This is a genomic window from Dysosmobacter sp. HCP28S3_G4, assembly GCF_052065175.1.
GTDB lineage: Bacteria > Bacillota > Clostridia > Oscillospirales > Oscillospiraceae > Oscillibacter.
The window spans coordinates 25,797-50,927 of record NZ_JBQHUP010000015.1; the positions used below are offsets into that span (position 1 = coordinate 25,797).

General features: G+C 63.2%; 19 protein-coding genes and 1 tRNA gene. 17 read left to right on the forward strand and 3 right to left on the reverse strand.

Features of this window, described 5'->3' with window-relative positions:
• Positions 1–8 precede the first annotated feature (8 nt).
• The 8 genes from mnmG (at position 9) to ACTNBU_RS05425 (ending at position 8,910) form a co-directional block, all read left to right on the forward strand.
• On the forward strand, positions 9–1,874 hold the full coding sequence (mnmG, locus tag ACTNBU_RS05390; RefSeq protein ID WP_441031567.1) for a tRNA uridine-5-carboxymethylaminomethyl(34) synthesis enzyme MnmG: 1,866 nt from the start codon (positions 9–11) through the stop codon (positions 1,872–1,874).
• A gap of 35 nt (positions 1,875–1,909) precedes the next feature.
• Positions 1,910–3,256: a MurT ligase domain-containing protein gene (locus tag ACTNBU_RS05395; RefSeq protein ID WP_441031569.1), complete on the forward strand. Its 1,347-nt coding sequence runs from the start codon at positions 1,910–1,912 to the stop codon at positions 3,254–3,256.
• 1 nt (position 3,257) lies between these two features.
• Positions 3,258–3,992, forward strand: coding sequence for a type 1 glutamine amidotransferase (locus ACTNBU_RS05400; RefSeq protein ID WP_441031570.1), 735 nt, complete (start codon positions 3,258–3,260; stop codon positions 3,990–3,992).
• A gap of 435 nt (positions 3,993–4,427) precedes the next feature.
• On the forward strand, positions 4,428–5,894 hold the full coding sequence (gene trpE / locus ACTNBU_RS05405) for an anthranilate synthase component I (protein WP_441031572.1): 1,467 nt from the start codon (positions 4,428–4,430) through the stop codon (positions 5,892–5,894).
• Positions 5,891–6,460 carry an anthranilate synthase component II gene (locus ACTNBU_RS05410; protein ID WP_441031574.1) on the forward strand — a complete coding sequence of 190 codons (570 nt, stop codon included), beginning with the start codon at positions 5,891–5,893 and terminating at the stop codon, positions 6,458–6,460. The genes trpE and ACTNBU_RS05410 overlap by 4 nt, the downstream gene beginning before the upstream one ends.
• A 31-nt stretch (positions 6,461–6,491) precedes the next feature.
• A complete protein-coding gene (trpD, locus tag ACTNBU_RS05415) occupies positions 6,492–7,526 on the forward strand; it encodes an anthranilate phosphoribosyltransferase (protein ID WP_441031576.1) in 1,035 nt (344 codons plus the stop codon).
• Entirely contained in the window at positions 7,523–8,305 is a 783-nt protein-coding gene (gene trpC / locus ACTNBU_RS05420; RefSeq protein WP_441031578.1) for an indole-3-glycerol phosphate synthase TrpC, read from the forward strand. Before trpD ends, trpC begins: the two co-directional genes overlap by 4 nt.
• Positions 8,302–8,910 (forward strand): phosphoribosylanthranilate isomerase, encoded by a 609-nt coding sequence (locus tag ACTNBU_RS05425; protein WP_441031580.1) that lies wholly within the window; start codon positions 8,302–8,304, stop codon positions 8,908–8,910. Before trpC ends, ACTNBU_RS05425 begins: the two co-directional genes overlap by 4 nt.
• A 418-nt stretch (positions 8,911–9,328) precedes the next feature.
• Here ACTNBU_RS05425 and ACTNBU_RS05430 read toward each other — a convergent pair.
• Positions 9,329–9,413: transfer RNA gene (locus ACTNBU_RS05430), tRNA-Leu, on the reverse strand.
• Positions 9,414–9,563: 150 nt separating this feature from the next.
• Between ACTNBU_RS05430 and ACTNBU_RS05435 the strand changes: the two genes are divergently transcribed.
• Both ACTNBU_RS05435 and ACTNBU_RS05440 read left to right on the forward strand, forming a co-directional pair.
• Positions 9,564–10,412, forward strand: a complete 849-nt coding sequence (locus ACTNBU_RS05435) for a pyridoxamine kinase (protein ID WP_441031582.1) — start codon at positions 9,564–9,566, stop codon at positions 10,410–10,412.
• Entirely contained in the window at positions 10,409–11,617 is a 1,209-nt protein-coding gene (locus tag ACTNBU_RS05440; RefSeq protein WP_441031584.1) for an MFS transporter, read from the forward strand. Before ACTNBU_RS05435 ends, ACTNBU_RS05440 begins: the two co-directional genes overlap by 4 nt.
• A gap of 64 nt (positions 11,618–11,681) precedes the next feature.
• On the opposite strand, the gene ACTNBU_RS05445 is transcribed toward ACTNBU_RS05440, so the two are convergent.
• Together ACTNBU_RS05445 and ftsH are read right to left on the reverse strand one after the other, a co-directional pair.
• Positions 11,682–12,977 carry a helix-turn-helix domain-containing protein gene (locus tag ACTNBU_RS05445; RefSeq protein WP_441031585.1) on the reverse strand — a complete coding sequence of 432 codons (1,296 nt, stop codon included), beginning with the start codon at positions 12,975–12,977 and terminating at the stop codon, positions 11,682–11,684.
• A gap of 142 nt (positions 12,978–13,119) precedes the next feature.
• Positions 13,120–15,276: an ATP-dependent zinc metalloprotease FtsH gene (ftsH, locus tag ACTNBU_RS05450; RefSeq protein WP_441031587.1), complete on the reverse strand. Its 2,157-nt coding sequence runs from the start codon at positions 15,274–15,276 to the stop codon at positions 13,120–13,122.
• A gap of 292 nt (positions 15,277–15,568) precedes the next feature.
• On the opposite strand from ftsH, the gene rlmB reads away from it, so the two are divergent.
• The 7 genes from rlmB (at position 15,569) to ACTNBU_RS05485 (ending at position 25,013) form a co-directional block, all read left to right on the forward strand.
• Entirely contained in the window at positions 15,569–16,339 is a 771-nt protein-coding gene (gene rlmB / locus ACTNBU_RS05455; protein ID WP_441031589.1) for a 23S rRNA (guanosine(2251)-2'-O)-methyltransferase RlmB, read from the forward strand.
• A gap of 62 nt (positions 16,340–16,401) precedes the next feature.
• Positions 16,402–18,678, forward strand: coding sequence for a hypothetical protein (locus ACTNBU_RS05460; RefSeq protein WP_441031591.1), 2,277 nt, complete (start codon positions 16,402–16,404; stop codon positions 18,676–18,678).
• A gap of 306 nt (positions 18,679–18,984) precedes the next feature.
• Positions 18,985–21,060: an elongation factor G gene (locus ACTNBU_RS05465; protein WP_441031593.1), complete on the forward strand. Its 2,076-nt coding sequence runs from the start codon at positions 18,985–18,987 to the stop codon at positions 21,058–21,060.
• 219 nt (positions 21,061–21,279) lie between these two features.
• Positions 21,280–21,867, forward strand: a complete 588-nt coding sequence (locus tag ACTNBU_RS05470) for an NADH peroxidase (protein WP_441031595.1) — start codon at positions 21,280–21,282, stop codon at positions 21,865–21,867.
• Between the two features lie 248 nt (positions 21,868–22,115).
• A complete protein-coding gene (locus ACTNBU_RS05475) occupies positions 22,116–23,606 on the forward strand; it encodes a glucosyltransferase domain-containing protein (protein ID WP_441031597.1) in 1,491 nt (496 codons plus the stop codon).
• Positions 23,607–23,629: 23 nt separating this feature from the next.
• Complete coding sequence (locus tag ACTNBU_RS05480) at positions 23,630–24,583, forward strand: glycosyltransferase family 2 protein (RefSeq protein ID WP_441031598.1); 954 nt, start codon at positions 23,630–23,632, stop codon at positions 24,581–24,583.
• Positions 24,561–25,013 carry a GtrA family protein gene (locus tag ACTNBU_RS05485; protein ID WP_441031600.1) on the forward strand — a complete coding sequence of 151 codons (453 nt, stop codon included), beginning with the start codon at positions 24,561–24,563 and terminating at the stop codon, positions 25,011–25,013. The genes ACTNBU_RS05480 and ACTNBU_RS05485 overlap by 23 nt, the downstream gene beginning before the upstream one ends.
• Positions 25,014–25,131 lie beyond the last annotated feature (118 nt).

Genomic DNA, 25,131 nt, shown 5'->3' on the forward strand with positions numbered 1-25,131 from the left:
TTTTGCCTATGACCGAATTCCACGCTGGACAATTTGATATCGCTGTCATCGGCGCGGGACACGCCGGCATTGAGGCGGCGCTGGCCACCGCACGGCTGGGGCTGCGGACCATCGTGTTCACCATCAATCTGGACGCGGTGGGGAACATGCCCTGCAATCCCGCCATCGGCGGCACCGGCAAGGGCCATCTGGTCCGGGAGCTGGACGCCCTGGGCGGCGAGATGGCGAAGGCCGCCGACGAGTGCTGCATCCAGTACCGCCTGCTGAACAAGGGGAAAGGCCCCGCCGTCTGGTCCCTTCGGGCCCAGGCGGACCGCCGCCGCTATCAGGAGCGAATGAAGCACACCCTGGAGAAGCAGGAGAACCTGACGGTCCGCCAGGGCGAGGTGGTGGAGGTCCGGACGGAGAACGGCGCCGTGTCCGCCGTGGTGCTGGCCACCGGCGCGGTGTTCGACGTCCGGGCGGCGGTCCTCGCCACCGGCACGTATTTGGCGGGCCGGACCATCATCGGCGAGTGCGTGGAGGACTCCGGCCCCGACGGGATGCACCCCGCCCGGCGGCTGACGGACTCCCTTTTGAAGCTGGGCCTGCCCCTGCGGCGGTTCAAGACCGGCACGCCGCCCCGGGTCAACGCCCGGTCCATCGACTTTGACCGGATGGAGATCCAGTACGGCGACGCGCTGCCGGTGCCCTTCTCCTATTCCACGGAGACGCCGCCGGAGAACAAGGCCGTGTGCTGGCTCACCTGGACCACGGAGGAGACGAAGCGCATCGTCCAGGAGAATCTGGACCGGTCGCCCATCTACTCCGGCGTCATCGAGGGCATCGGTCCCCGGTACTGCCCCTCCTTTGAGACGAAGATCGTCCGGTTCCCGGACAAGCTGCGGCATCAGCTGTTCGTGGAGCCCATGGGACTGAACACGGAGGAGATGTACATTCAGGGCTTCTCCTCCTCCATGCCGGAGGAGGTGCAGCTGCGGATGCTCCGCAGCGTACCGGGATTGACCCACGCGGAGATGACCCGGCCCGCCTACGCCATCGAGTACGACTGCATCGATCCCCTGGCCCTGAAGCCCACCCTGGAGACCAAGGCTGTGTCCGGCCTGTACGGCGCGGGACAGTTCAACGGCTCCTCCGGCTACGAGGAGGCGGCGGTGCAGGGCTTCGCCGCCGGCGTCAACGCGGCGCTGAAGCTGCTGGGCCGTCCGCCGCTGATCCTATCCCGGGCGGAGAGCTACATCGGCACCCTCATTGATGATCTGGTGACGAAGGGCACCAACGAGCCCTACCGCATCATGACCTCCCGCAGCGAGTACCGGCTGGTGCTGCGGCAGGACAACGCCGACCAACGGCTGACGAAGATCGGCCACGACATCGGCCTGGTGAGTCAGGAGCGGCTGGACGCGGTGAACGCCAAGTACGACGCCGTGAACCGGGAGATCAAGCGCCTGACCCACACCGGCGTGTCGCCGTCCCCCGAGCTGTCCGCCTTCCTGGCGGAGCGGGGCACGGCGGATGTCACCGACGGCTGTCCCCTCATCGCATTGCTGCGGCGTCCGGAGATCCACTACGGGGATCTGAAGCCCTTTGATCCGGCGTGGCCGGAGCTGTCCGGCGACATCGCCGAGCAGGTGGAGATCTCCGTGAAGTACGAGGGCTACATCCAGCGCCAGCAGAAGCAGGTGGCGGATTTCGCCCGGATGGAGCGGAAGCTCCTGCCGCCGGAGCTGGACTACACCCACATCCAGGGGCTGCGTCTGGAGGCCCGGGAGAAGCTGGCCGCCGTGCGGCCCGTCAATCTGGGACAGGCGTCCCGCATCTCCGGCGTGTCCCCGGCGGACATCGCCGCGCTGATGATCGAACTGGAGAAATAAGTAAGAAGTTTTCCGAAAGAGGAGTGCGATCCCATATGAGAAAATTCCTGGCCATTCTGGTGTGCAAGGCGGGCCGGTTTGTGGGCAAGCTGGTGGGCAAGGGCAGCTCCCTGCCCGGCAAATACGCCCTGAAGATCTGCCCGGATATCCTGAGCCGGGTGGAGCTGCCGCCCCACATCATCGCCGTCACCGGCTCCAACGGCAAGACCTCCACGGTGGAGATGATCGCCGCCATCCTCCGGGCCTCCGGCAAGACGGTGGTGTACAACGAGGAGGGCTCCAACCAGATCGAGGGCGTCACCACCATGGTGCTGACCCACGCCACCATGGGCGGACGGATGAAGGCCGACGTGCTGCTCATCGAGTCCGACGAGCGGTACGCCGCCCGGAGCTTCCGGTTCTTCCACCCCACAGAGTTCGTCGTGTCCAACCTGTACCGGGACCAGCTGACCCGGAACGGCCATCCCGAGTGGGTGTTCGACGCCCTGCGGCCCGCCATGGCTCCGGAGACGGAACTGATCCTCAACGCCGACGATCCCCTGTCCTCCTGCTTCGCCGAGGGGCATGACCCCAAGAAGGTGAAGTGGTTCGGCATGGACGAGTGCTCCATCTCCACCAAAGAGCCCTCCGGCATGTACCGTGACGGAGCTTACTGCCCTATCTGTAAAGGGCACATGGAGTACGACTACTACCACTACAACCAGATCGGCGCCTACCGCTGCACGAAGTGCGGCCATCAGAAGCCCGCCACGGACTACACTGCCACGGCGGTGGATCTGGACCGGGGCGTGCTGACCATCGACGGGGGCGTGGAGATCGCCCTGGCCTTCCGCAGCATCTACAACGTGTACAACATCCTGGCGGCCTACGCCGCCTGCCGGGAGTGCGGCGTGGACAGCGGCATCATCCAGAAGGTCATCAGCAACTATATCCTGAAAAACGGCCGGATGCAGAAGTTCACCCTGGGACAGCACCACGGCACCCTGCTCACCAGCAAGCATGAGAACAGCGTGGCCTACGACACCAACCTCCGGTACATCCGGGAGGAGACCCACGATCCCTGCGCGGTGATGGTCATCGTGGACGCTGTCAGCCGGAAATACTTTACCAGCGAGACCAGCTGGCTGTGGGACATCAACTTCGACCTGCTGAACTGCGGCCACGTGGAAAAGATCCTGCTGTGCGGCCGGTACGCCAACGACCTGGCGGTGCGGTTCAGCTTCACCGGCATCCCGGAGGGGAAATGGGAGCTGTACCCGGACATCAGAGAGGCCGCGGCGCTGCTGGAGTCCCGGGGGGACGAGGACTTGTACGTGGTCACCTGCTTCTCCGACCGGGACAAGCTGCTGGATCTCCCCGCTGTGAAAAAGGAGGCCCTGTGACATGGAACTGAAGATCATTCATTTCTATCCGGATCTGATGAGCCTGTACGGCAGCTATGCCAACGCGGCGCTGCTGCGGCGGCATCTGGAGGACCTGGGCAACACCGTCACCGTGGAGACCGTGGACTGCGGCCAGACGGCGGACATCGCCGGTGCGGACTTCCTGTATATGGGCGCGGGCACGGAGCGCAGCCAGAAGGCGGCGCTGGAGGATTTCCGCCGGTTCGGCGGGGATATCAAATCCGCGGCGGCGGACGGCACGGCCATGCTGTTCGCCGGCACCGCCATGGAGCTGCTGGGCGCGTCCGTCACCGACTGCGACGGGAAGGTGTACGAGGGCATCGGCTTGGCGGGGTTCACCTCCGTGCAGGGAAAGCGGCGCTTTGTGGGAGACGTGTACGGCACCACGCCGCTGTACGGCCCCGCTGTGGTGGGCTACATGAACAAGTGCGCCGTCATCTCCGGTGTGGAGACGCCGCTGCTGTCGTCCCTGAACATGGGCTTCGGCAATGAGACGGAGAAAGGCCCGGAGGGCTATCACGCCGACAACGTGTTCGCCTCGGAGCTGACAGGGCCGCTGCTGGTGAAGAACCCCCTGATGCTGGGGGCGGTCATCGCCACCATCTACCGCCGCCGGGGAACGGCGCTGCCGGAGGACATCCCCGCTTATCCCTATGAGGAGCAGGGCTACGCCATCACGGAGCAGCAGCTGCGGCTTCGGTGGGAGAAAAAATAAGGGCGTTCCGGGGGACTGCGGAGATCTCCGCAGTCCACTGGAAAGCAAAAAGAAATCTATTGACAAATTCCGAGGGATGCACTATACTTTACCAAAACAAACCGTTGAAGCGGAAGTAACGGCGATTGTGCCTTCACAGAGAGCCCACGGTGCTGAGAGTCGGGTAAGAAGCAGATCGTCAAATGGACCGCTGAGGGTGCAGTCAAATGCGCGGAGACGCGCAGAGTATTCTGCAACGTGTGGGCATACGTCAGTTGCCGGGGGTATGTTGGTACCCTGCTGAGGGCATGGCCGCAAGGCCGTGAATCAAGGTGGCACCGCGGATAAAGTGGTTTTATTCGTCCTTGACAGAAGTGATGTTCTGTCAGGGGCGTTGTGTTTTTTACGCCTTTGGCAGAGATGCCAAAGGCGTTTTTGTTTGAAGGAGGTCATGGTATGAAGATCCTGCCCGCTCTGGACGAAGTGAAACGGATCGCCGCAGAGGGACAGTACAAGGTGCTGCCCGTCAGCTGCGAGATCCTGTCCGACCGGTGTACGCCCATTGAGGCGCTGCGCATCCTGAAAAATGTCTCCACCCACTGCTATCTGCTGGAGTCGGTGGCGGAGCGGGAGCGATGGGGCCGATACACGTTTCTGGGCTTTGACCCCAAGCTGGAGGTCACCTGCGTGGACGGAGAGCTGAAGGCGGGGAATCTGCGGCTGAAAACGGACGACCCATCCGCCGTCCTGCGGCAGATCCTGGCGGATTACAAAAGTCCCCGGTTCGACTACCTGCCCTCCTTTACCGGCGGTCTGGTGGGCTATTTCTCCTACGACTATCTGGGCTACAGCGAACCCGCCGTGCGGCGGGAGGTCCGGGACACGGAATCGTTCAAGGACGTGGACCTGATGCTGTTCGACAAGGTCATCGCCTTCGACAACTTCCGCCAGAAGATCATCCTCATCGTCAATATGTCTCTGGACGAGCCGGAGACGGAGTACAACCGTGCGGTGCTGGAATTGCAGCAGCTGGACCGCCTGCTGCGGACCGGCGAGAAAAAGGAGGAGCCCGGCGGAAAGCTGCTGGGGGAGGTAACGCCCCTCTTTGACCGGGAGACCTACTGCGGCATGGTGGAGCGGGCCAAGGAACACATCCGGGAGGGCGACATCTTTCAGATCGTCCTGTCCAACCGGCTCAGCGCCCCCTTTGAGGGCAGTCTGCTGAACACCTACCGGGTCCTGCGGACCATCAATCCGTCGCCCTATATGTTCTACTTCTCCGGCACTGACGTGGAGGTGGCCGGCGCGTCGCCGGAGACGCTGGTGAAGCTGGAAAACGGCGTGCTGCACACCTTCCCCCTGGCGGGGACCCGTCCCCGGGGAAAGACGGTGGCGGAGGACCGGGCGCTGGAGGCGGAGCTACTGGCGGATGAAAAGGAGCTGGCGGAGCACAACATGTTGGTGGACCTGGGCCGCAACGATCTGGGCAAGGTCAGCAAATTCGGCTCCGTGGCCGTGGAGACCCTCCACTCCATTGAGCGGTATTCCCACGTGATGCATATCGGCTCCACCGTGCGGGGTGAGATCCGGGAGGGGCTGGACGCCCTGGACGCCGTGGAGGCGGTGCTGCCCGCCGGGACCCTCTCCGGCGCGCCGAAGATCCGGGCCTGCCAGCTCATCGGCGAGCTGGAGAACAACAAGCGGGGCATCTACGGCGGGGCCATCGGCTACATTGACTTCACCGGGAACATGGACACCTGCATCGCCATCCGCATCGCCTACAAGAAAAACGGCCGGGTGTTCGTCCGCAGCGGCGCGGGCATCGTGGCGGACTCGGTGCCGGAAAAGGAATACGAGGAGTGCATCAACAAGGCGAAGGCCGTGGTCAGCGCCTTGAAACTGGCGGAGGAGGCGGAATTATGATCCTGCTCATCGACAACTACGACAGCTTTTCCTACAACCTCTACCAGCTGGTGGGGGAGCTGGACCCGGACATTCGGGTCATCCGCAACGACGAACTGACCGTTCCGGAGATCCGGGAGCTGGCGCCGTCCCACATCATCCTCTCGCCGGGACCGGGCCGCCCGGAGGACGCGGGCGTCATCGTGGACGCGGCCCGGGAGCTGGGCCGGGACATTCCCACACTGGGGGTATGCCTGGGGCATCAGGCCATCTGCGCCGCCTTCGGGGCCACCGTCACCTACGCCAAACGGCTGATGCACGGCAAGCAGTCCCCAGTGCGGTTCGACCGGGACTGCCCCCTGTTCCGGGACTGTCCGGAGACGGCCCCGGTGGCCAGGTACCACTCCCTGGCGGCGGACCCCGACACCATCCCCGACTGCCTGAAGGTCACCGCCGTCACCGACGAGGGCGAGATCATGGCGGTGCAGCACCGGGAGTATCCCATTTACGGCGTCCAGTTCCACCCGGAGTCCATCATGACGCCGGACGGAAAGACCATGCTGAAAAACTTCATTGAGATCAGATAAGAAACTTTATCGGATAAGGAGATATGACACCATGATCAAGGAAGCAATCGTGAAGATCGTCAACAAGGAAGACCTGACCTACGACGAGGCCTATACCGTCATGAACGAGATCATGAGCGGCGAGACCTCCGCCACCCAGAACGCTGCGTTCCTGGCGGCACTGTCCACCAAGAGCGCCCGGGCGGAGACCACCGACGAGATCGCCGGCTGCGCCGCCGCCATGCGGGACCACGCTGTCAAGGTGGACACCGGCACGGAGATCTTTGAGATCGTGGGCACCGGCGGCGACGGGGCCCACAGTTTCAACATCTCCACCACCTCCGCCCTGGTGGCCGCGGCGGGCGGCGTGAAGGTGGGCAAGCACGGCAACCGGGCCGCCTCCTCCCAGTGCGGCACGGCGGACTGCCTGGAGGCCCTGGGCGTCAACATCAACCAGAGCCCCGCCCGGTGCAAAGAGCTGCTGGAGGAGGCGGGCATGTGCTTCTTCTTCGCCCAGAAGTACCACACCTCCATGAAGTACGTGGGCGCCATCCGCAAGGAGCTGGGCTTCCGGACCGTGTTCAACATCCTGGGGCCCCTGACCAACCCCGGCGGCCCCACCATGCAGCTGCTGGGCGTCTATGACGAGTATCTGGTGGAGCCTCTGGCCCAGGTCCTCATCAACCTGGGGGTCCGGCGGGGCATGGTGGTATACGGCCAGGACAAGCTGGACGAGATCTCCATGAGCGCGCCCACCACGGTCTGCGAGTTCCGGGACGGCTGGTTCAAGTCCTACACCATCGCGCCGGAGGACTTCGGTTTTGCGCGCTGCACCAAGGCGGATCTGGTGGGCGGCACACCGGCGGAGAACGCAGCCATCACCCGGGCCATTCTGAGCGGCGGCGAGACCGGTCCCAAGCGGAACGCCGTCCTCATGAACGCCGGCGCCGCGCTGTACATCGACGGAAAGGCGGAGACGCTGAAGGCGGGCGTGGCCCTGGCGGCGGAGATCATCGACTCCGGCAAGGCCCTGGAGACGCTGGAGAAGCTCATTGCCATCAGCAACCGCCCGGAGGAGACGGCATGACCATCCTGGACCAGTTGGCGGATCACGCCAGGGAACGGGTGGCGGCGGCGAAGGCGGCGCTGTCTCTGGAAGACCTCCGACGGCAGGCGGAGGCCCTCCCCAAGGGGGATTTCGCCTTCGAGAAAGCCATCCGGAAGCCGGGGATGTCCTTCATCTGCGAGTGCAAGAAAGCGTCGCCCTCCAAGGGGCTCATCGCGCCGGACTTTCCCTATCTGGAGATCGCAAAAGCCTACGAGGCCGCGGGAGCGGACTGCGTCTCCGTGCTGACAGAGCCGAAATGGTTCCTGGGCAGCGACGGGTATCTGCGGGATATCGCGGCGGCGGTCTCCATCCCCTGTCTGCGGAAGGACTTCACCGTGGACGAGTATATGATCTGGCGGGCGAAGCTGCTGGGAGCCTCCGCCGTGCTGCTGATCTGCGCCATCCTGACGCCGCGGCAGCTCGGGGAGTATCTGGATCTCTGCGACGATCTGGGACTCGCCGCCCTGGTGGAGGCCCACGACGAGACGGAGATCCGCACGGCGCTGGACGCCGGGGCCCGGATGGTGGGCGTCAACAACCGGAACCTGAAGGACTTCACCGTGGACACGGAGAACAGCCGCCGTCTCCGGACGCTGGTTCCGGAGGGCGTGCTGTTCGTGGCGGAGAGCGGCGTCCGGGACGGAGCGGACGTGAGACGCCTGCGGGACAGCGGTGCCGACGCGGTTCTGGTGGGGGAGGCTCTCATGCGGGCGCCGGACAGGACGGCCAAGCTGGCGGAATTGCGGGGGCTGCTATGACGAAGATCAAGCTCTGCGGCCTCTCCCGGCCCTGTGACATCGAGACGGCCAACCGGTTGCTGCCGGAGTACATCGGCTTTGTGTTCGCGCCGAAAAGCAAGCGCTATGTGCCGCCGGAGACTGCGGCGGCGCTGAAGGGGCTGCTCCATCCCTCTGTTCAGGCGGTGGGCGTCTTCGTCCGGGAGGAGCCGGAGCAGGCAGCGCGGCTGCTGCGGGACGGGATCATCGACATCGCCCAGCTCCACGGCGGCGAAGACGCGGCCTATGTCAGGGTCCTTCGCCGCCTGACGGACCGGCCCATTTTGCAGGCATTTCGGGTGGACAGCGCGGCGGACGTGGCCGCCGCCCAGAAGAGTGAAGCGGACATGATCCTTCTGGACGCCGGCGCCGGCGGCACCGGCACGGCCTTCGACTGGACGCTGCTGCGGGACATCCGCCGGCCCTATTTTCTGGCGGGGGGCCTGCACCCCGGCAATGTCCGGGAGGCGATGGAGCGCCTGTCACCCTATGCTGTGGACGTCAGCTCCGGCATTGAGACCGACGGGCGGAAGGACGCCGATAAAATGGAGGCCTTTATGCGGGAAGTCCGGCGGGAAAGAGCATGACACAGATACGAAGAGCGACACGCCTTTTGAGGCGTGTCGTTCTGTTGCTTATCTTAATGAGATTAGGGAAAATCCGGAGGTTTTGACCTTGATTTTATGGTGCGCGAACACTTTCGAGGTATGCACCTTTAACTCGCCCCAACCCGAACCGGAATCCAGCGGAGCGAATCCGGTTCGGAAGCGAAGAAATTCCCTGTCCGGCTAAGAAGCCTCGCCGTAAGGCGGAGATTCGTGCCAAACAGGGAATTTCTGAGCTGGAAAGGACGAACACTTTCGAGGCGCCAGCTTTCCAGTCCGCACCCAAAACCAAATCACAACCCAGTGAAGCGGTTGTGATTTGGAAAGGAGGAGCAGCGGAATGAGTGCGCTCTGACTTTTGAAAAAAGTCAGAGCAAGCGATATGCAGCTTGCTCCGACGTGGTGCGCCTGAAGGGACTCGAACCCACACGCATTGCTGCACGAGAACCTAAATCTCGCATGTCTACCAATTCCATCACAGGCGCTTATTTACGTTTCACCCATTTTTTCCGGGGAGAATACCGGAACGCAGCGCGTCACAATTTATTATATTATATCACATCCGGCGGCCTTGAACAATAGGGAAAAATGCCGTATAATCAATCCGCTGATTCTTTGCATAAAGGAGTTTTCTCATGATGACACCCCGCGCCGCCGCGATCCATGATATGTCCGGCTTCGGCCGCTGCTCTCTCACTGTGGCGATCCCTATTCTGTCCGCCATGGGCGTCCAGTGCTGCCCGCTGCCCACTGCGTTCCTCTCCACCCATACTGGCGGGTTCACCGGCTTCACCTTCCTGGATATGACGGAGGAGATGCCCAAAGTGGCCGCCCACTGGAAGTCTCTGAATCTGCGGTTCGACGCCATCTACAGCGGCTTTCTGGGCAGCGAGGCCCAGATCGATATCGTGGAGGACTTCATCCGCACTTTCCGGACACCGGATACCGTTGTGGTGATCGATCCGGTGATGGGGGATGACGGCGCGGCCTATCAGACCTACACCCCGGCCATGTGCGCAGGAATGGCCCGGCTGGCGGAGTTGGCGGATGTGATCACACCCAATCTCACGGAGGCGGCCTTTCTGCTGGGAATGGACTATGGAGACCTACCCCGGGGTGAGGCGGGCCTGCGGCAGATCGTCCGGGAACTGAGCATGGAGGGGAAGCGGTCCGTGGCCCTCACCGGAGCGTCCCTGGCGCCGGGGAAGACCGGCGCCATGTGCTTTGACGCCGCCACCGGTGAAACGGAGGCGGTACAGACGGACTTTATCGCCCATCCCCTTCACGGCACCGGCGATGTGTTCGCCAGTGTCCTCACCGGCGGGCTGGTGAAGGGAAAGCCCCTGACGGAAGCCGCCCGGGAGGCGGTGGAATTCATCCGGGCCTGTGCGGTGCGGACGGTGGAACAGAACCTGCCCATGCGGGAGGGCGTGGACTTCGAGCCCCTGCTGGGGTTGCTGACAGAAAGGAGCGGACAGGCTTGAGCGCAGTCAAAATGCCGTCGGAGCGGCGGGTCAATCTGGCCTGCTGCCTGATGCAGATCGGCTTCTGGGGGATGCTGGGGGCTTTCGCGGGTTTCCAGACCGCCGTGCTGCTGGACCGTGGCTTTACCAGCGGACAGGCAGGCATTTTCATCGCTCTGGGCTATCTGGCCGGCATGGCCGCCCAGCCCCTGATGGGCTCCTGGGCGGACCGCCACCCGGAGATGCCCCTGAAGTGGCTGTTCGGCATGTGCATAGTGCCGGCGCTGGCGCTGAACTTCCTGTTCTACTTCACCCGTCCCGGCTTCTGGGGAACGGCACTCATCTTCCTGCTGCTGGGCGCCACGGAGACCAATGCCTATCCTCTCATCGACTCCATGGCCATGCAGTATATCAACGCGGGCATGAACATCTCTTACAGCCTCGGCCGGGGGCTGGGGGCCTTTGCCTACGCCGTGGTGTGCGTGGTGGTGGGACAGCAGACCGCCCGGTTCGGCGTTCAGACTGCCCTGCTGTCCCATGGAGTGCTGCTGGTACTGATGCTGGCCTTCACCCTGTATTTCCCCGCCTTCCCTAAGGAGGCGCTGACGCCCAAGGCGGCCCGGCAAGCGCCCCATTCTGCACTGTATCTGCTGCGGACCAACAAGCCCTTCACCCTGATGCTGCTGGGCTGCTTCTGCGGCATGGTGGCCGTCATGCCTGTGGGTAGCTTTCTGGTGACTATGATCGGTGACCTGGGCGGCGACAGCGGCGACCTGGGTCTGGGCCTGTTCCTGATGGCCGCGTCGGAGCTGCCGGCGGCCTTTGTGTTCCAGAAGCTTTACCGGCGGTTCGGCACCGAGAAGGTCCTGCTGGTGTCGCTGGTGTTCATGATCGCCAAGCCCCTGCTGGTGCTGCTGTCCGGCAATCTGGTAATGCTGCTGGCGGTGCAGCCCATCCAGATGCTGGGCTACGGCCTGTTCACCCCCGCCAACGTATACTTCGCCAATGAGAATGTGGCCCCGGAGGACCGGGCCCAGGGGCAGTCCCTGAAGACTGTGCTGACCAACAGCATGGGCAGCCTGACGGGCACCCTCATCTCCGGCCTCATCATTGACTGGGGCGGCATCCGGGCCATGCTGGTGTTCTGCATTGCCAGCGGCTGCGTGGGACTGCTGTTCGGCATCGCGGCGGTCCGGGCACGGCGGAGCGCTCAAAACGCACGATAACACGCATACAGGTCGGCGGCGCCCCGGAATCTCCGAGGCGCCGTTTGTTGTTCGTATGCACAGGTCAATAGCTCCACCCGGCGGGGTCCGACGCCAGCGTGCAGCTGTCCGGCCAGGTCAGGACCGTCTCGCCGCCCTCGGTCCCCAGGATATAGGGGATGTCCGTGTAGATCCGCTCCCGGCCGTACTCATCCGTGGCCACCACGGCGAAGCACAGCTGGTCGTCCCCGGACATCTGCACCGTGGCCTCGGGAGAGCGGAAGAAGGTGCTGTCAGAGTAGTCGCCGGAAAAGCCCTGGGGCTGTTCGCAGGGCTCCGCCCAGGCGACCAGCGCCCGGTTTTTGAACAGACCCGCCCGGATATCCGTGATCTCCGACCGCCCCACCGCCGCGTTGACGGCGGAGAAGGAGCTGCTCCGGCTGTCCACGGTGAAATAGAGTTCCGGGACCGTGACGTTCCCGTTATCATCTACGGGACGGAACAGGTCCTCATACACCATGATGTTCAGGTCATCCGGGAAGCTGCCGCTGTACAGGCCGTCGTACTGGTCCAGCAGCTGGGTCTGCTGGGTGCCGTCGGGGTAGGTGAACACCACGGAGAGGGTGATGGTGTCGGTCAGACGTACGGTCAGCGAGGCGGAGAATTTTCCGTCAGGTCCAAGGTCGCCGGAAATAAAGGCGGTGCCGCCGCCGGCGCAAGTGGTAAATTCCGCTGTCATGCCCTCCACATAGGTTTTGGGCACGGCATAGGCCTGAAACTGGATGATCCCCTCTTTCAGGTCCGTGCTGATGATCTCCGTGCCGTACTCCGCTGTCAGGCTGTTCTGGGATTTCAGGATCTCCTCCACCCGGCCGGAGATGGAGTCGATCTGGCTGTTCACGCTGCGCTCCACCAGGGAGATGCTGTTGTGGATGCTCTCGTTCTGGATCCGCATGGCCTCCAACTGGTTATACAGATTGACGAGTGTGCAGAACAGGACGGCCACCGCCAGCACCGCACCGGCCTTCAGAAGACCCCGGTGCTTCGGCGGCGCGGGCTTGGGCAGGGCGGCCAGATACCGGTCCACGATCTCCTCCACCATGTTCAGCTGCGTCTCCGTCAGCTCCCGGTCCGGGGCCTCCTGCGGGGCGGGTTCCGGTTCCTCCTCCACCCCCAGCAGCCAGCCCACGGTGACGCCGAACAGCTTCGACAGCGCCACCAGCTTGTCGATCTCCGGCAGGGCCTGGTCCGCCTCCCACTTGTAGATGGACTGCCGGGACACCCCCAGCCGTTCCCCTAGCGCCTCTTGAGAGAGATTCTGTTCCTTCCGCTTCTGCGCGATGCGCTGTCCGATGGTCATGGCGTTCACGTCCTTTCTCATACCGGAGGATAGCATCCGGGCGGTTTTCCCGCCACCAACCGGCGGGCGATTTTTGTCAACCCACGGTTAGCAGGGGACTGAAAGCCCTGTGCCGCAATAGCTTCACGTTATTAAGAAAGCCCCCTTGACAGGGGGCTTTCGGTCATTTGTTCTCTTCGGCGGGGGGGACGTCCTCCGGTCCGCCGGGCTGCTCCGACGTCCCGGGCACGGTGTCCGCCGGGGCGTCCCCCGCCTGGGGGGACTGCTCCGGATCGCTGCCGTCCGCAGGGGCTTCCGGGGCGGAGATCTTCTGGGAGATCATATGGACCTTTCTGGCCGGGGCCTCGATCTCCGCGGGACGGGCGGCGTCGGACCGGGTGGAGGCGTAGGCGTCCTCCACCAGTTCCGGGTCCCGGCCCTCGATGATGGCCACCATCTCGGCGCCAGTGATGGTCTCCTTCTCCAGAAGGTACGCCACCACCTTGTCCATATCCTCCCGGTTGGCCTTCAGGATCTCCACGGCCTCCTGGTAGCACTTGTCCAGGATCTCCTTCACCGCCTGATCCATCCGGGCGGCGGTGTCCTGGGCGCAGTCCATGCCGTAGCCGCCGTCCAGATACTGGTTCCGGCGGGAGGCCAGGGCCATCATGCCGAACTCGTCGCTCATGCCGAACATGGCCACCATGTTCCGGGCCACGTTGGTGGCGTCCTGAATGTCCTGGGACGCGCCGTTGGTCATGGTGTGCATCACCACTTCCTCGGCAGCGCGGCCGCCCATGGAGACGGTAATCTTGGCCATCAGCTCGTCTTTCGTCCGCAGTTCAGTCTTGTCCTCCTCGGGCATCAGCAGGGTATAGCCCAGGGAGCCCTGGGTGTGGGGCACGATGGTAATTTTCTGCACCGGCTCCGTGTTCTTCTGCTTGTAGGCCACCATGGCGTGGCCGACTTCGTGATAGGCTACCAGCTTCTTCTCAAATTCGGTGAGGACACTGCCCTTTTTCTCCGTACCGGCGATGACCAGCTCGAAGGCGGCCAGGAAGTCCTCCTGGGACACCAGCTTGCGGCCCTTCCGGACGGCCCGAAGGGCGGCCTCGTTCACCAGATTGGCCAGATCCGCGCCCACGCAGCCGGCGGTGGCCAGGGCCACCTTCTTCAGATCCACGTCCTCGCCCAGCTTGATGTTCCGGGTGTGGACCTGGAGGGTGGCGATGCGGCCCGCCAGATTGGGCCGGTCGATGGTGATGCGGCGGTCGAACCGGCCGGGGCGCAGCAGCGCCTGGTCCAGCACCTCGGGGCGGTTGGTGGCGGCCAGAAGAATGACGCCCTTGGTGGGGTCGAAGCCGTCCATCTCCGCCAGCAGCTGGTTCAGAGTCTGTTCCCGCTCGTCGTTGCCGCCCATGCGGTTGTCACGGGATTTGCCGATGGTGTCGATCTCGTCGATGAACACGATGCAGGGGGCCACTTTGCTGGCCTCCTTGAACAGGTCGCGGACACGGGACGCGCCCACGCCCACGAACATTTCCACGAAGTCGGAGCCGGAGATGGAGAAGAAGGGCACATTGGCCTCGCCGGCCACGGCCTTGGCCAGCAGCGTCTTGCCGGTGCCCGGAGGGCCAACCAGCAGGGCACCCTTGGGGAGCTTGGCGCCGATCTCCGTATATTTCTGGGGATTGTGGAGGAAGTCGATGATCTCCGTCAGGGACTCCTTGGCCTCGTCCTGACCGGCCACGTCTCGGAAGGTGACGCCGGTGGACTTCTCCATGTACACCTTGGCGTTGGCTTTGCCCACGCCGCCGATGCCGCCGATACCGCCGCCCTTTTTCGCCATGATCCGCATGGCCAGGGAGAACATGCCCATGATCAGGATGAAGGGCACCACGTAGGAGATCAGGATGCTCAGCATCAGCGGCATCTGGGTCTTGTGGGGCTCCGTGTACGTCACATGATGCTCGTTCAGCAGGGCCGTCAGCTCCTCGTCGCCGGACCAGCGGTTGGTGTACAGCTCCACGGTGCCGGGATCGTAGGTGTTGCCGTCTTCATCCGTGTAGGTGTAGTCCTTGACAGGGGTGATGAGCAGGAGGTTGTTGTCCCGGTCATACTCCACACGGTCCACCTGATCGGCCTCCACCATGGCCCGGAAATCGCTGTAGGCGATCTCCGCCTGGCTGGTGGCGTCCATGGACTGGTTCATATAGTTGCCGAAGTAGCTGAGGGCCACCGTCAGGATCAGGGCCCAGGCCACCAGGACCAGAAGGCCCCGCATATTGCTGCCTTTTCCGCCCCGGCCGTTTTTCTTGTTCTGGTTGTCGTTTTGGTTCATTCTGGAAACTCCTTTCCGGGAGAAACGCCGTTGTTTCAGCGGCGGAACCACGCTCAAAGTATAACGCAGTATACCACACAAACCCGGTTCTCACAAGAACGAGGGGTGTATTTTCTATGAAATTTCTGTGAACTCCACTTTCCTGCGGGGAAAACCTATGCTATACTACAAACCATATGAGGACTGCCGTCCCGTCCGGGCAGAAGGACCCGGCGAAACGGGGACGGCCTTTGCGGCGTGAGAGATCCAATCCGCCGTCATTTCCGGAAATTCCGTCCGAAAAGGAGACAGTATGGACAACGAGAGAAAAGACCGGCTGGAGGCCGAAGCCGACGGCCTCATCGAGGGCCGCAACGCCGTCATCGAGGCCCTGCGGGCCGGCGGGGCCATTGACAAGATCTATCTGGCCAAGGGAGACACGGACAAGACCCTGGGCCATATCGCCTCCACGGCCAGAGCCGCGGGCGTGGTCGTGGTGGAGGCGGACCGGCGGAAGTTGGACGCCATGAGCCGCACCCACGCCCACCAGGGCGTCATCGCCCTGGCCGCCGTCCGGGAGTACGCCACGGTGGAGAGCATCCTCCAGTCCGCGGCGGACCGGGGGGAGCCGCCGCTGCTGGTGGTCTGCGACGAGATCTCCGACCCCCACAACCTGGGCGCCATCATCCGCACCGCCGAGTGCGCCGGCGCCCACGGCGTCATCATTCCCAAGCGGCGCAGCGCCGGCCTCACCGCCGTGGTGGGGAAGACCTCCGCCGGCGCGGTGGCCTATCTGCCGGTGGCCCGGGTCCCCAACATCGCGGCGCTGCTGAAGGATCTGAAGAAGCAGGGCGTCTGGGTGTTCGGCACCGCGGCGGAGGGCACCACCTCCCTGTATCAGGCGGACCTGAAGGGCCCGGCGGCTATCGTCATCGGCAGCGAGGGCGACGGCATGACCCGTCTGGTGCGGGAGAACTGCGATTTTCTGGTGAGCATCCCCATGAAGGGCCGTATCAGTTCCCTGAACGCCAGCGCGGCGGCAGCCATCCTCCTGTATGAGGCGGTGCGCCAGCGGCTGGGATAACGGGACGGCGCCGGAGAGACCGGCGGCATGCGTCGGGAGATTGGAACGCAAGAGAGGAAGCCATGGCGCAGAAAGACGATAAAAGAGAATACGACGACGTGATGGACGAGGCCCGGTGGATGACCGAGGGCGCGGCGGTTCCGCTGAACGACCCGGACTTCTCTCTGGAGGAGATCCTGGCGGAGTACGGCGGCAGTCGGGAACAGAAGCTGATGCGGGACGTGGAGCGTGCCGCGGAACCGGAGCCGCCTGCCGTGGAGGAGCGTCAGCGTCTGGAGCCGGAAAAGACGGATGAGGAGATACCGCCCGCCGGAGGAACAGAGAAGGTTCGGACAAAGCCGGAGCCTCAAGGGGAAAAGGTGAGGACATCCCAGCCGAAAGCAGAGACTGTCCGTCCGGAACCGAAGCCGCCGGAGCAGGAACCGCCCCACACCGGCAGCAAGCAGACGCCGTCCCCGCCGGAGCAGGATCTGACGGCGGACCTGCCGGAGCCGCCCCGCCCCGTCTCCATGGAGGACGTGGTGGGCCGCACTGTGGACGCGGTGCGGCAGGAGCAGAAGCAGCGCCGGGAGGCGCGTCCGTCTGACAGACGGCCCCGGCGGGGGTTGTTCACCCGGAAGCGGATGGAGCCCCAGGACACGGAGGAGCTGTACCAGCGTCCGGAGCGGATGCCGGAACCGGAGCTGCCGCCGGAGCCGGAGGAGGAACCCATCGGGCCGGAGCCGCCGCTGTCGGAAGCGGCCACGGATACCCGCCTGCGGGAAAAGCAGCGCAGGAAGGCGCTGACGCCCTCTGCCGTCATCACGGCGGCGCTGGCCGCGGTGCTGCTGGCGGACAGCCGGGGATATGTGCTGCCGCTGTGGACGGGCAATGCCCGTCTCCAGACGGCGGTCCAGCTGGCGGCGGTGCTGCTGGTGAGCCTGCTGTGCCGGAACGTATTTCAGCGGGGCTTCGGGCTGCTGACCCGCCGGAGATGGTCCGGAGAGCTGCTGGCGTCGGTGTCGGCCATCATCACGGGTCTGGACTGCTGCGCCCGTCTGCTGCTGCCGGACCGGACGGATGCCGCGCCCTACGCCCTCACCGCCTGCGCCGCCCTGCTCTTTGCCCAGTGGGGCATCGCCCAGAGCGAAAAGGCACTGTTCGATACCTACCGGGCCGCCTCCATCACGGAGACGCCGCCTTATCTGGTGACCAACACGCCCCAGGGCGCCTGCAAGCAGCGGGGACGGGTGGAGGGCTTTTACACCGATTCTATTCAGGATGACCTGTCCCTGATGTGGCAGACCCTGCTGGTGCCGGTGATCTTCATGGGCACCATCGTCTTCGCGGGGCTCAGCTCTCTGGGACAGGGCCGGAAGGCCGACCTGCTGCTGTGCTGGTCCGCCATTCTGTCCGCCTCCGCGTCTTTGGCGCTGCCCCTGTCCTGGAGCCTGCCCTGGTCCAAGCTGGCCAAGCGGCTGCAGAAGGCGGGCTGCGCGGTGGCCGGCTGGGCCGGCGCCGAGGCCATCACCCGGAAGCGGGCCATGATCCTAACGGATCTGGACCTGTTCCCGCCGGGGTCTGTCCACCTCAACGGCATCAAAGTCTACGGCGAGGAGCTGCCCCACGCAGTGTCCTACGCCGCGTCTCTGGCCAGGGAATCCGGCAGCGGGCTGCTGGCGCGTCTGTTCGAAGGCGCCCTCCGCAGCGAAGGCGGCCGGTATTACAAGCTGAACGATTTCAGCTTCTATGAGGAGGGCGGCTGCTCCGCCAACATCCGGGGCGAAACGGTCATGCTGGGCACGGCGTCCTTCATGCGGAAGATGGAGGTCCGCCTGCCGGGGAATATCAACCTGAAGACCGGCCTGTATCTGTCGGTGGACCGCCAGTTGGCGGCGGTGTTCGCTGTGAAGTACACCGCGGCGGACAACGTGGACTGGGCGCTGCGGATGCTGAAGCGGAACCATGTGACGCCCATCCTGGCATCCCGGGATCCCAACATCACCCCGGCGCTCATCAAGCGGAAGTTCAGCAAAGGCATCAAGGTGGAATATCCGCCTCTGGCGGGCCGGCTGGCACTGTCGGAACAGGAGGACGGCCGGGGCCGTCCCAGGGCGCTGCTGCTGCGGGAGGGCCTGTTGCCCTACGCCGACACGGTGGTGGGTGCCCGCCGCCTGCGCCGCGGCGTCCGGGGCTGCACCATCCTGGCACTGCTGGGCAGCATCGCGGGAACGCTGCTGGCCTATTATCTGGCCTTCCGGGGCGACTTTGCCCTGATGCGGCCGCTGACGCTGCTGGAGTTCCAGCTGCTGTGGGTGATTCCGGTGCTGCTGCTGTCCGACTGGACGGGAAGATACTGACGGGCCGTCCGGAGACGGTGATCTTTTCAGCGGCGAGGGGAAACGGAGGATTCCGTTTCCCCTCGTTTTTTCACGAAAAAGCCCCCGGCACACAGGCACTGCATGGCTGCAAAATGTGCCTTTTTGCGGAAATTCTTTGCCCTGTTGACAAAATTTCGCGCCGAATTTTCTCCCACCTGCCCAAAATGTGGAACCTGCCAAAATTGTAGTTGTATTGGACCGGCAAATGTTGTATAATTTCTACATTAGGCAATTCCGGCCATCCATTGGCCGCACTGTCAGCACATTTGAAGGAGTGGAACAACCATGAGCTATTCTGTACAAAACATCCGTAACGTCTGTCTGCTGGGCCACAGCGGCAGCGGCAAGACCGCTCTGGCGGAGAGCCTGCTCTACATGACCGGCGCCATCGAGCGCATGGGCAGAGCCGCGGACGGAAATACGGTCTGCGATTACGACCCTGAGGAGACCCGCCGTCAGATCTCCATCTCCGCCGCTGTTGCGCCGCTAGAGTACAAGGGTTGCAAGATCAATGTGCTGGATACACCGGGCGCATTCGACTTCTCCGGCGAGGTCATGGAGTCCCTGCGGGCCGCCGACGCCGCCATCATCGTCTGCTCCGCCAAGGACGGCATTTCCGTCGGCCTGGAGAAGGCGTGGAAATACTGCGAGGAGCGGAATATGCCCCGTTTCGTCTACATCTCCAAGACGGATGAGGACAACTCCGATTACAACCAGACCTTCGACGCCCTGCGCGAGCGCTTCGGCAAGAAGATCGCCCCCGTGGTGGTGCCCATCTGGGACGCCAACAAGAAGGTCACCGGCATCATCGACGTGCTGAACAAGCGCGCCTATGAGATGCAGAACCTGAAGCGCGTGGAGATCGAGGTCCCCGCCGACAAGGAGGACGTCATTACCGAGTTCAACGACGCCCTGAAGGAGTCCGTGGCCGAGACCAGCGAGGAGTTCATGGAGAAATTCTTCGGCGGCGAGGACTTCACCTACGCCGAGATGATCCAGGGCCTGCGCCAGGGCGTCCGTGAGCTGAGCCTGTTCCCGGTGCTGTGCGGCTCCGCCGTCAACTGCCTGGGCTCCCTGATGCTGATGGACAACATCGTGGACCTGCTGCCCAACCCCATGGAGGGCAACTATCACAAGGCCACCCGTCAGGACGGCGAGACCGAGGAGTTCGTGGTCTCTCCCGGCGGCGTGCCCACTGCCTTCGTGTTCAAGACCATCTCCGACCAGTACGGCAAGTACTCCTTCATCAAGGTCCTGTCCGGCGAGATCAAGCCCGATATGCCCATGGTGAACAGCCGCACCGGCGCGGCGGAGAAGCTGGGCCGTCTGTATGTCATGCGCGGCAAGAAGGCCACGGAGGTCAAGGAACTGAGCTGCGGCGATATCGGCGCCATCGGCAAGATGGACAAGGTCAAGACCGGCGATACTCTCTGCGACGCCCGTAAGGTGGTGGCGCTGAAGAACATCCCCTTCGCGGAGCCCTGCTACTCCGTGGCCATCGCCCCCAAGACCCGGGGTCAGGACGACAAGATCGCCCAGGGTCTGGCCCGCCTCAACGAGGAAGATCCCACCTTCAGCGTGGTCAACAACGCCGAGACCCATCAGATGGTGCTCTCCGGCGCCGGCGATATGCAGATCGACGTGCTGGTCAGCAAGCTGAAGACCCGCTTCAACGTGGAGGCCGAGCTGAAGCCCACCCGCGTCGCCTATCGTGAGAAGATCCGCAAGACCGTCCAGAAGCAGGGCCGTCACAAGAAGCAGACCGGCGGCAGCGGCCAGTTCGGCGACGTGTGGATCCGCTTCGAGCCCCAGCAGGAGCAGGACGACATGATCTTCGCCGAGGAAGTCTTCGGCGGCTCTGTGCCTAAGAACTTCTTCCCCGCCGTGGAAAAGGGCCTCCGGGAGGCCTGCGTCCATGGTCCGCTGGCAGGTTATCCCGTGGTGAACCTGAAGGCTGTCCTGTACGATGGCTCCTATCACCCCGTGGACTCCTCCGAAATCGCCTTCAAGACCGCGGCGCAGTTGGCCTATAAGGCCGCCATGCCCGAGGCCAGCCCTGTCCTGCTGGAGCCCATCGGCGAGCTGAAGGTCACCGTGCCCGACAGCTACATGGGCGACGTCATCGGCGATCTGAACAAGCGCCGGGGCCGCGTGATGGGTATGGATCCCACCGGCGACGGCAGCCAGGTCATCTCTGCCGAGGTGCCCATGGCCGAGATGGGGACCTATGCCATCGATCTGCGGTCCATGACTCAGAGCCGCGGCAGCTTCACCTTCCACTTCGTCCGCTATGAGGATTGTCCTCCCGCGGCCCAGGAGAAGGCCATCGCTGAGGCCAAGGCCCTGGCTGAACAGCAGTAAGCCAAACGTCAAAACACGCCGGGGGACGGCTTTCCGCCGTCCCCCGCAGAATTTTCCGGCGTGACCTCAGGTGAAGTCAGCCGGGGAAAAAATTTGCTCGATGTTGCATATACAACTTTCAAATATTAGAATATTCGGTTATACTCAAGTCATCCCAAGAGGGAACAGATAAAATAACTGAGAATATAGTTTAATTTAAAAATGAGGAGGATAAAGATTATGAAAAAGTGGGTCTGCTCTGTCTGCGGCTATGTGTATGAGGGCGAGAATCCCCCCGAGAAGTGCCCTGTCTGCGGCGTTCCCGGCTCCAAGTTCAATGAGATGAAGGCCGACGCCAAGCTGGCCGCCGAGCACGAGTATGGCATCTATGCCAAGACCGTGAAGGATAACGCCGATATCAGCGCCGAGGACAAGGCTTACATCCTGGAGCAGCTGAAGGCCAACTTCCAGGGCGAGTGCTCTGAGGTCGGCATGTATCTGTGCATGGCCCGTATCGCCCACCGCGAGGGCTATCCCGAGATCGGTCTGTACTGGGAGAAGGCCGCCTATGAGGAGGCTGAGCACGCTGCCAAGTTCGCCGAGCTGCTGGGCGAGGAGTGCGAGCCCAACATGAAGGCCGACACCAAGTCCAATCTGGCCTGGCGTGTGGACTGCGAGTTCGGCGCCACCCAGGGCAAGTTCGATCTGGCCGCCTGCGCCAAGAAGAACGGCCTGGACGCCATCCATGACACCGTCCACGAGATGGCCCGCGACGAGGCCCGTCACGGCAAGGCTCTGAAGGGCCTGCTGGAGCGTTACTTCAAGTAAGAGACTGCACGAACCGGGGGCAGAGACCTGTAAGGTCCCTGCCCCTGTCTTTATCCGCAAAGGGGGAGACGGAGCACCGGCTCCGTCTTTTTTGCTCCCGATCCCGAAGATCCTCTGCCGCCTTGCGCCGGTATGGACAGGTATGCTATAATAATGTATTACCGATCAGTTGACGATCAAATGACAACCCGAACGAAGGAGCGTTTTTGCCAATGGGGACTGGCCAGCTGGAATTTTACCGAAACAGAGTGAAGTGGAGCTGGAAACTGGCCTTTCTGGCCGCGTTCATCACCGGCTTTCTGGTGCACATCTACAAGTTCACCAACACGCTGTATATCCGGGACTCACCCCTGAATGTCTACACCTCCCAGAATATTGTGGGCTCCGGGCGGTGGTTCCTGTCCATCGCCTGCGGCTTCAGCTCCTGGTTTGACCTGCCCTGGGTCAACGGACTGTTCAGTCTGGCCCTCATCGCCCTGACGGCGGCGGTGGTGGTGGATCTGTTCCGGATGGAGAACCCCATCCTGATCCTGTTGACCGGGGGACTTCTGGCATCGTTCCCCGCCGTCACCGCCACCTTTTTCTATGAGTTCACGGCGGACGGCTATATGCTGGCTATGCTGCTGGCGGCGCTGTCCGTGCGTCTGACGGTGATGGAGGACCGAAACTGGCGGCATCTGCTGCTGGCCATGGTGTGCCTGTGCCTGTCCTGCGGTACCTATCAGGCCTATGTCTCATTTGCTCTGCTGCTGGCAATCTGCCATTTCTGGCAGGAGCTGCTGGAGGGACAGCGGTCCATGGCGGACTGCCTCCGCTGGATCGGACGTCAGGCGGTGCTGTATATCGTGGGACTGGCCGCCTATTACGGTATCTGGAAGCTGTGCCTGCGGCTGGAGAATGTCCAGGCCACCAATTACCAGGGCATCGACCAGGTGGGCCGTCTCAGCCCGGAGACCATCCGCAAGGCGGTGGGGACATCCCTGAATACCCTGCGGCAGTTCCTGCTGGACTGGGACATCCTGAGCCAGGGCTGGACGGTGTACGCCGCCCTCAACGCATTGTTTCTGCTGGCCGCGGCCATCGCCGTGGTGAACGCGGTCCGGAAAAGCGGCCTGTGGCGGAAGCCGGGACAGCTGGCGCTGTTTCTTCTGGCGGGAGCGGCTATGCCCTTTGCCGCCTGCATCTGGCAGTTCACCTCACCGAATGTGGAGTACCACCCCCTGATGCTCCAGAGTCTGGCGGTGATCTATATTTTTACCGGACTGCTGTATGACCGGTGGTTCTCCGTCCGGTGGAGCACGCTGGCCGGCGGGCTTCTGGCGGTGATCATGGTCTGGTTCGGCATCCAGGCCAACATCAGCTATTTCTATCTGGACCGGTGCTACAAGACCTCCTACCAGCAGGGCTGCGAGATGATGGCCCGCATTCACATGCTCACCGACGAGGAGGTCCCCTCCGTGGCGGTGTTCGGCCGGTCCTATGCTAATAAGGCGCTGGAGGGCGCACCCGGCGTCCGGGCGGTCCACAATATGAGCGGGCTCTTGCAGACGGACATTCTGTACGACCAGGGCCACTGGACCCGGTTCATGGAGGCCGCCATGGGCTTCCGGTTCACCTACGTCTCCGACGAGACCCGGGCGGCGCTGGAGCAGTCGCCGGAGGTGGCGGAGATGGGCTGCTGGCCGGCGGCGGACTCCGTGAAATGCATTGACGGCAGCATCGTCATCAAGCTGTCGTGATCCTGAGCGACGAGAAAGGCGGTATGATGGAAAAACTGCTGACAGTGATCCTCCCGGCCTACAACGAGGAGGACAATATCCACCCGGCGGCGGAGACCATCTCCGGGCTGCTGGAGCGGGAACACATCCCCTTTGAGCTGCTGTTCGTCAACGACGGCTCCAAGGACGGCACCTGGACGGCCATCCAGCGGGAGAGCGCCCTGAACGGCGCGGTGCGGGGCCTCCGGTTTTCCCGGAACTTCGGGAAGGAGTCCGCCATCTTCGCGGGACTGGCCAACGCCCGGGGCGGCTGCGCCGTGGTCATCGACTGCGACCTCCAGCATCCGCCGGAGAAGATCGTGGAGATGTACCACCTGTGGGAGCAGGGCTACGAGGTGGTGGAGGGCGTCAAGAACGACCGGGGCGAGGAGAGCCCCTTCCACGCCTTCGCCGCCCGATGCTTTTACGATCTCATCAGCAAGGCGGTGGGCATTGACATGTCCAGCGCCTCGGACTTCAAGCTGCTGGACCGGAAGGCCATCAACGCATTGCTGACCATCCGGGAGAAGAATGTGTTCTTCCGGGCGCTGTCCTTCTGGGTGGGCTTCAAGACCACCACCGTGGAATTCGAGGTCCGGGAGCGGACGGCGGGCAGCTCCAAGTGGTCCACCCGGTCCCTGATGCGGTACGCCGTCAACAACATTACCTCCTTCTCCGCCGCACCCATGCAGGTGGTAACGGTGCTGGGGGTGCTGATGCTGCTGATCTCCGTGATCTTGGGCGTCACCACGCTGGTGCAGAAGCTCCGGGGCACCGCCCTGGGGGGCTTCACCACGGTCATCATCATCCAGCTGTTCACCGGCAGCATCATCATGATCAGCCTGGGCATTATCGGCTACTACATCGCCAAGATGTACGAGGAGGTCAAGGGCCGGCCCAAATTCATTGTCGCAGAGACCTGCGGGGAGAAAAACGATGCGGAATCCCTTATTGGATAAGACCTTTGTGCGCTTTCTCATGGTTGGCGTGGTGAACACCCTGTTCGGCACCGCCATCATGTTCGTGTTCTACAACGTGTTCCACCTGAGCTACTGGATCTCCTCGGCGTCCAACTACTTTTTCGGCAGCATCCTCAGCTATTTTTTGAACCGGTATTTCACCTTTCAGAACAGAAGCCGGGGATGGAGAACGGTGGTGCGGTTCACAGTGAACATCACCGTCTGCTATCTGGCGGCTTACGGACTGGCCAAGCCCCTGGTGCGCTGGGCGCTGTCCGGCGCGGGGAAGACCATCCAGGAGAACGGCGCCATGCTGGTGGGCATGTGCCTGTTCGTGGTGCTGAACTATCTGGGCCAGCGGTTTTTCGCCTTCCGGGAGGACGGCGGAAAAAAGACTGATCAAGATGAAACAACGGGAGGACACCTTTGAGGCGTCCTCCCGCAGCTTGTCGAAAAACCCTGTCTGAAGGAAAAGAGTCCTTTTTTGCAGGGGGAGTACGAGGGGGCGGGAGCCCCCTCGTGTTGGATTGAATGCCTGCAAAAAGCCT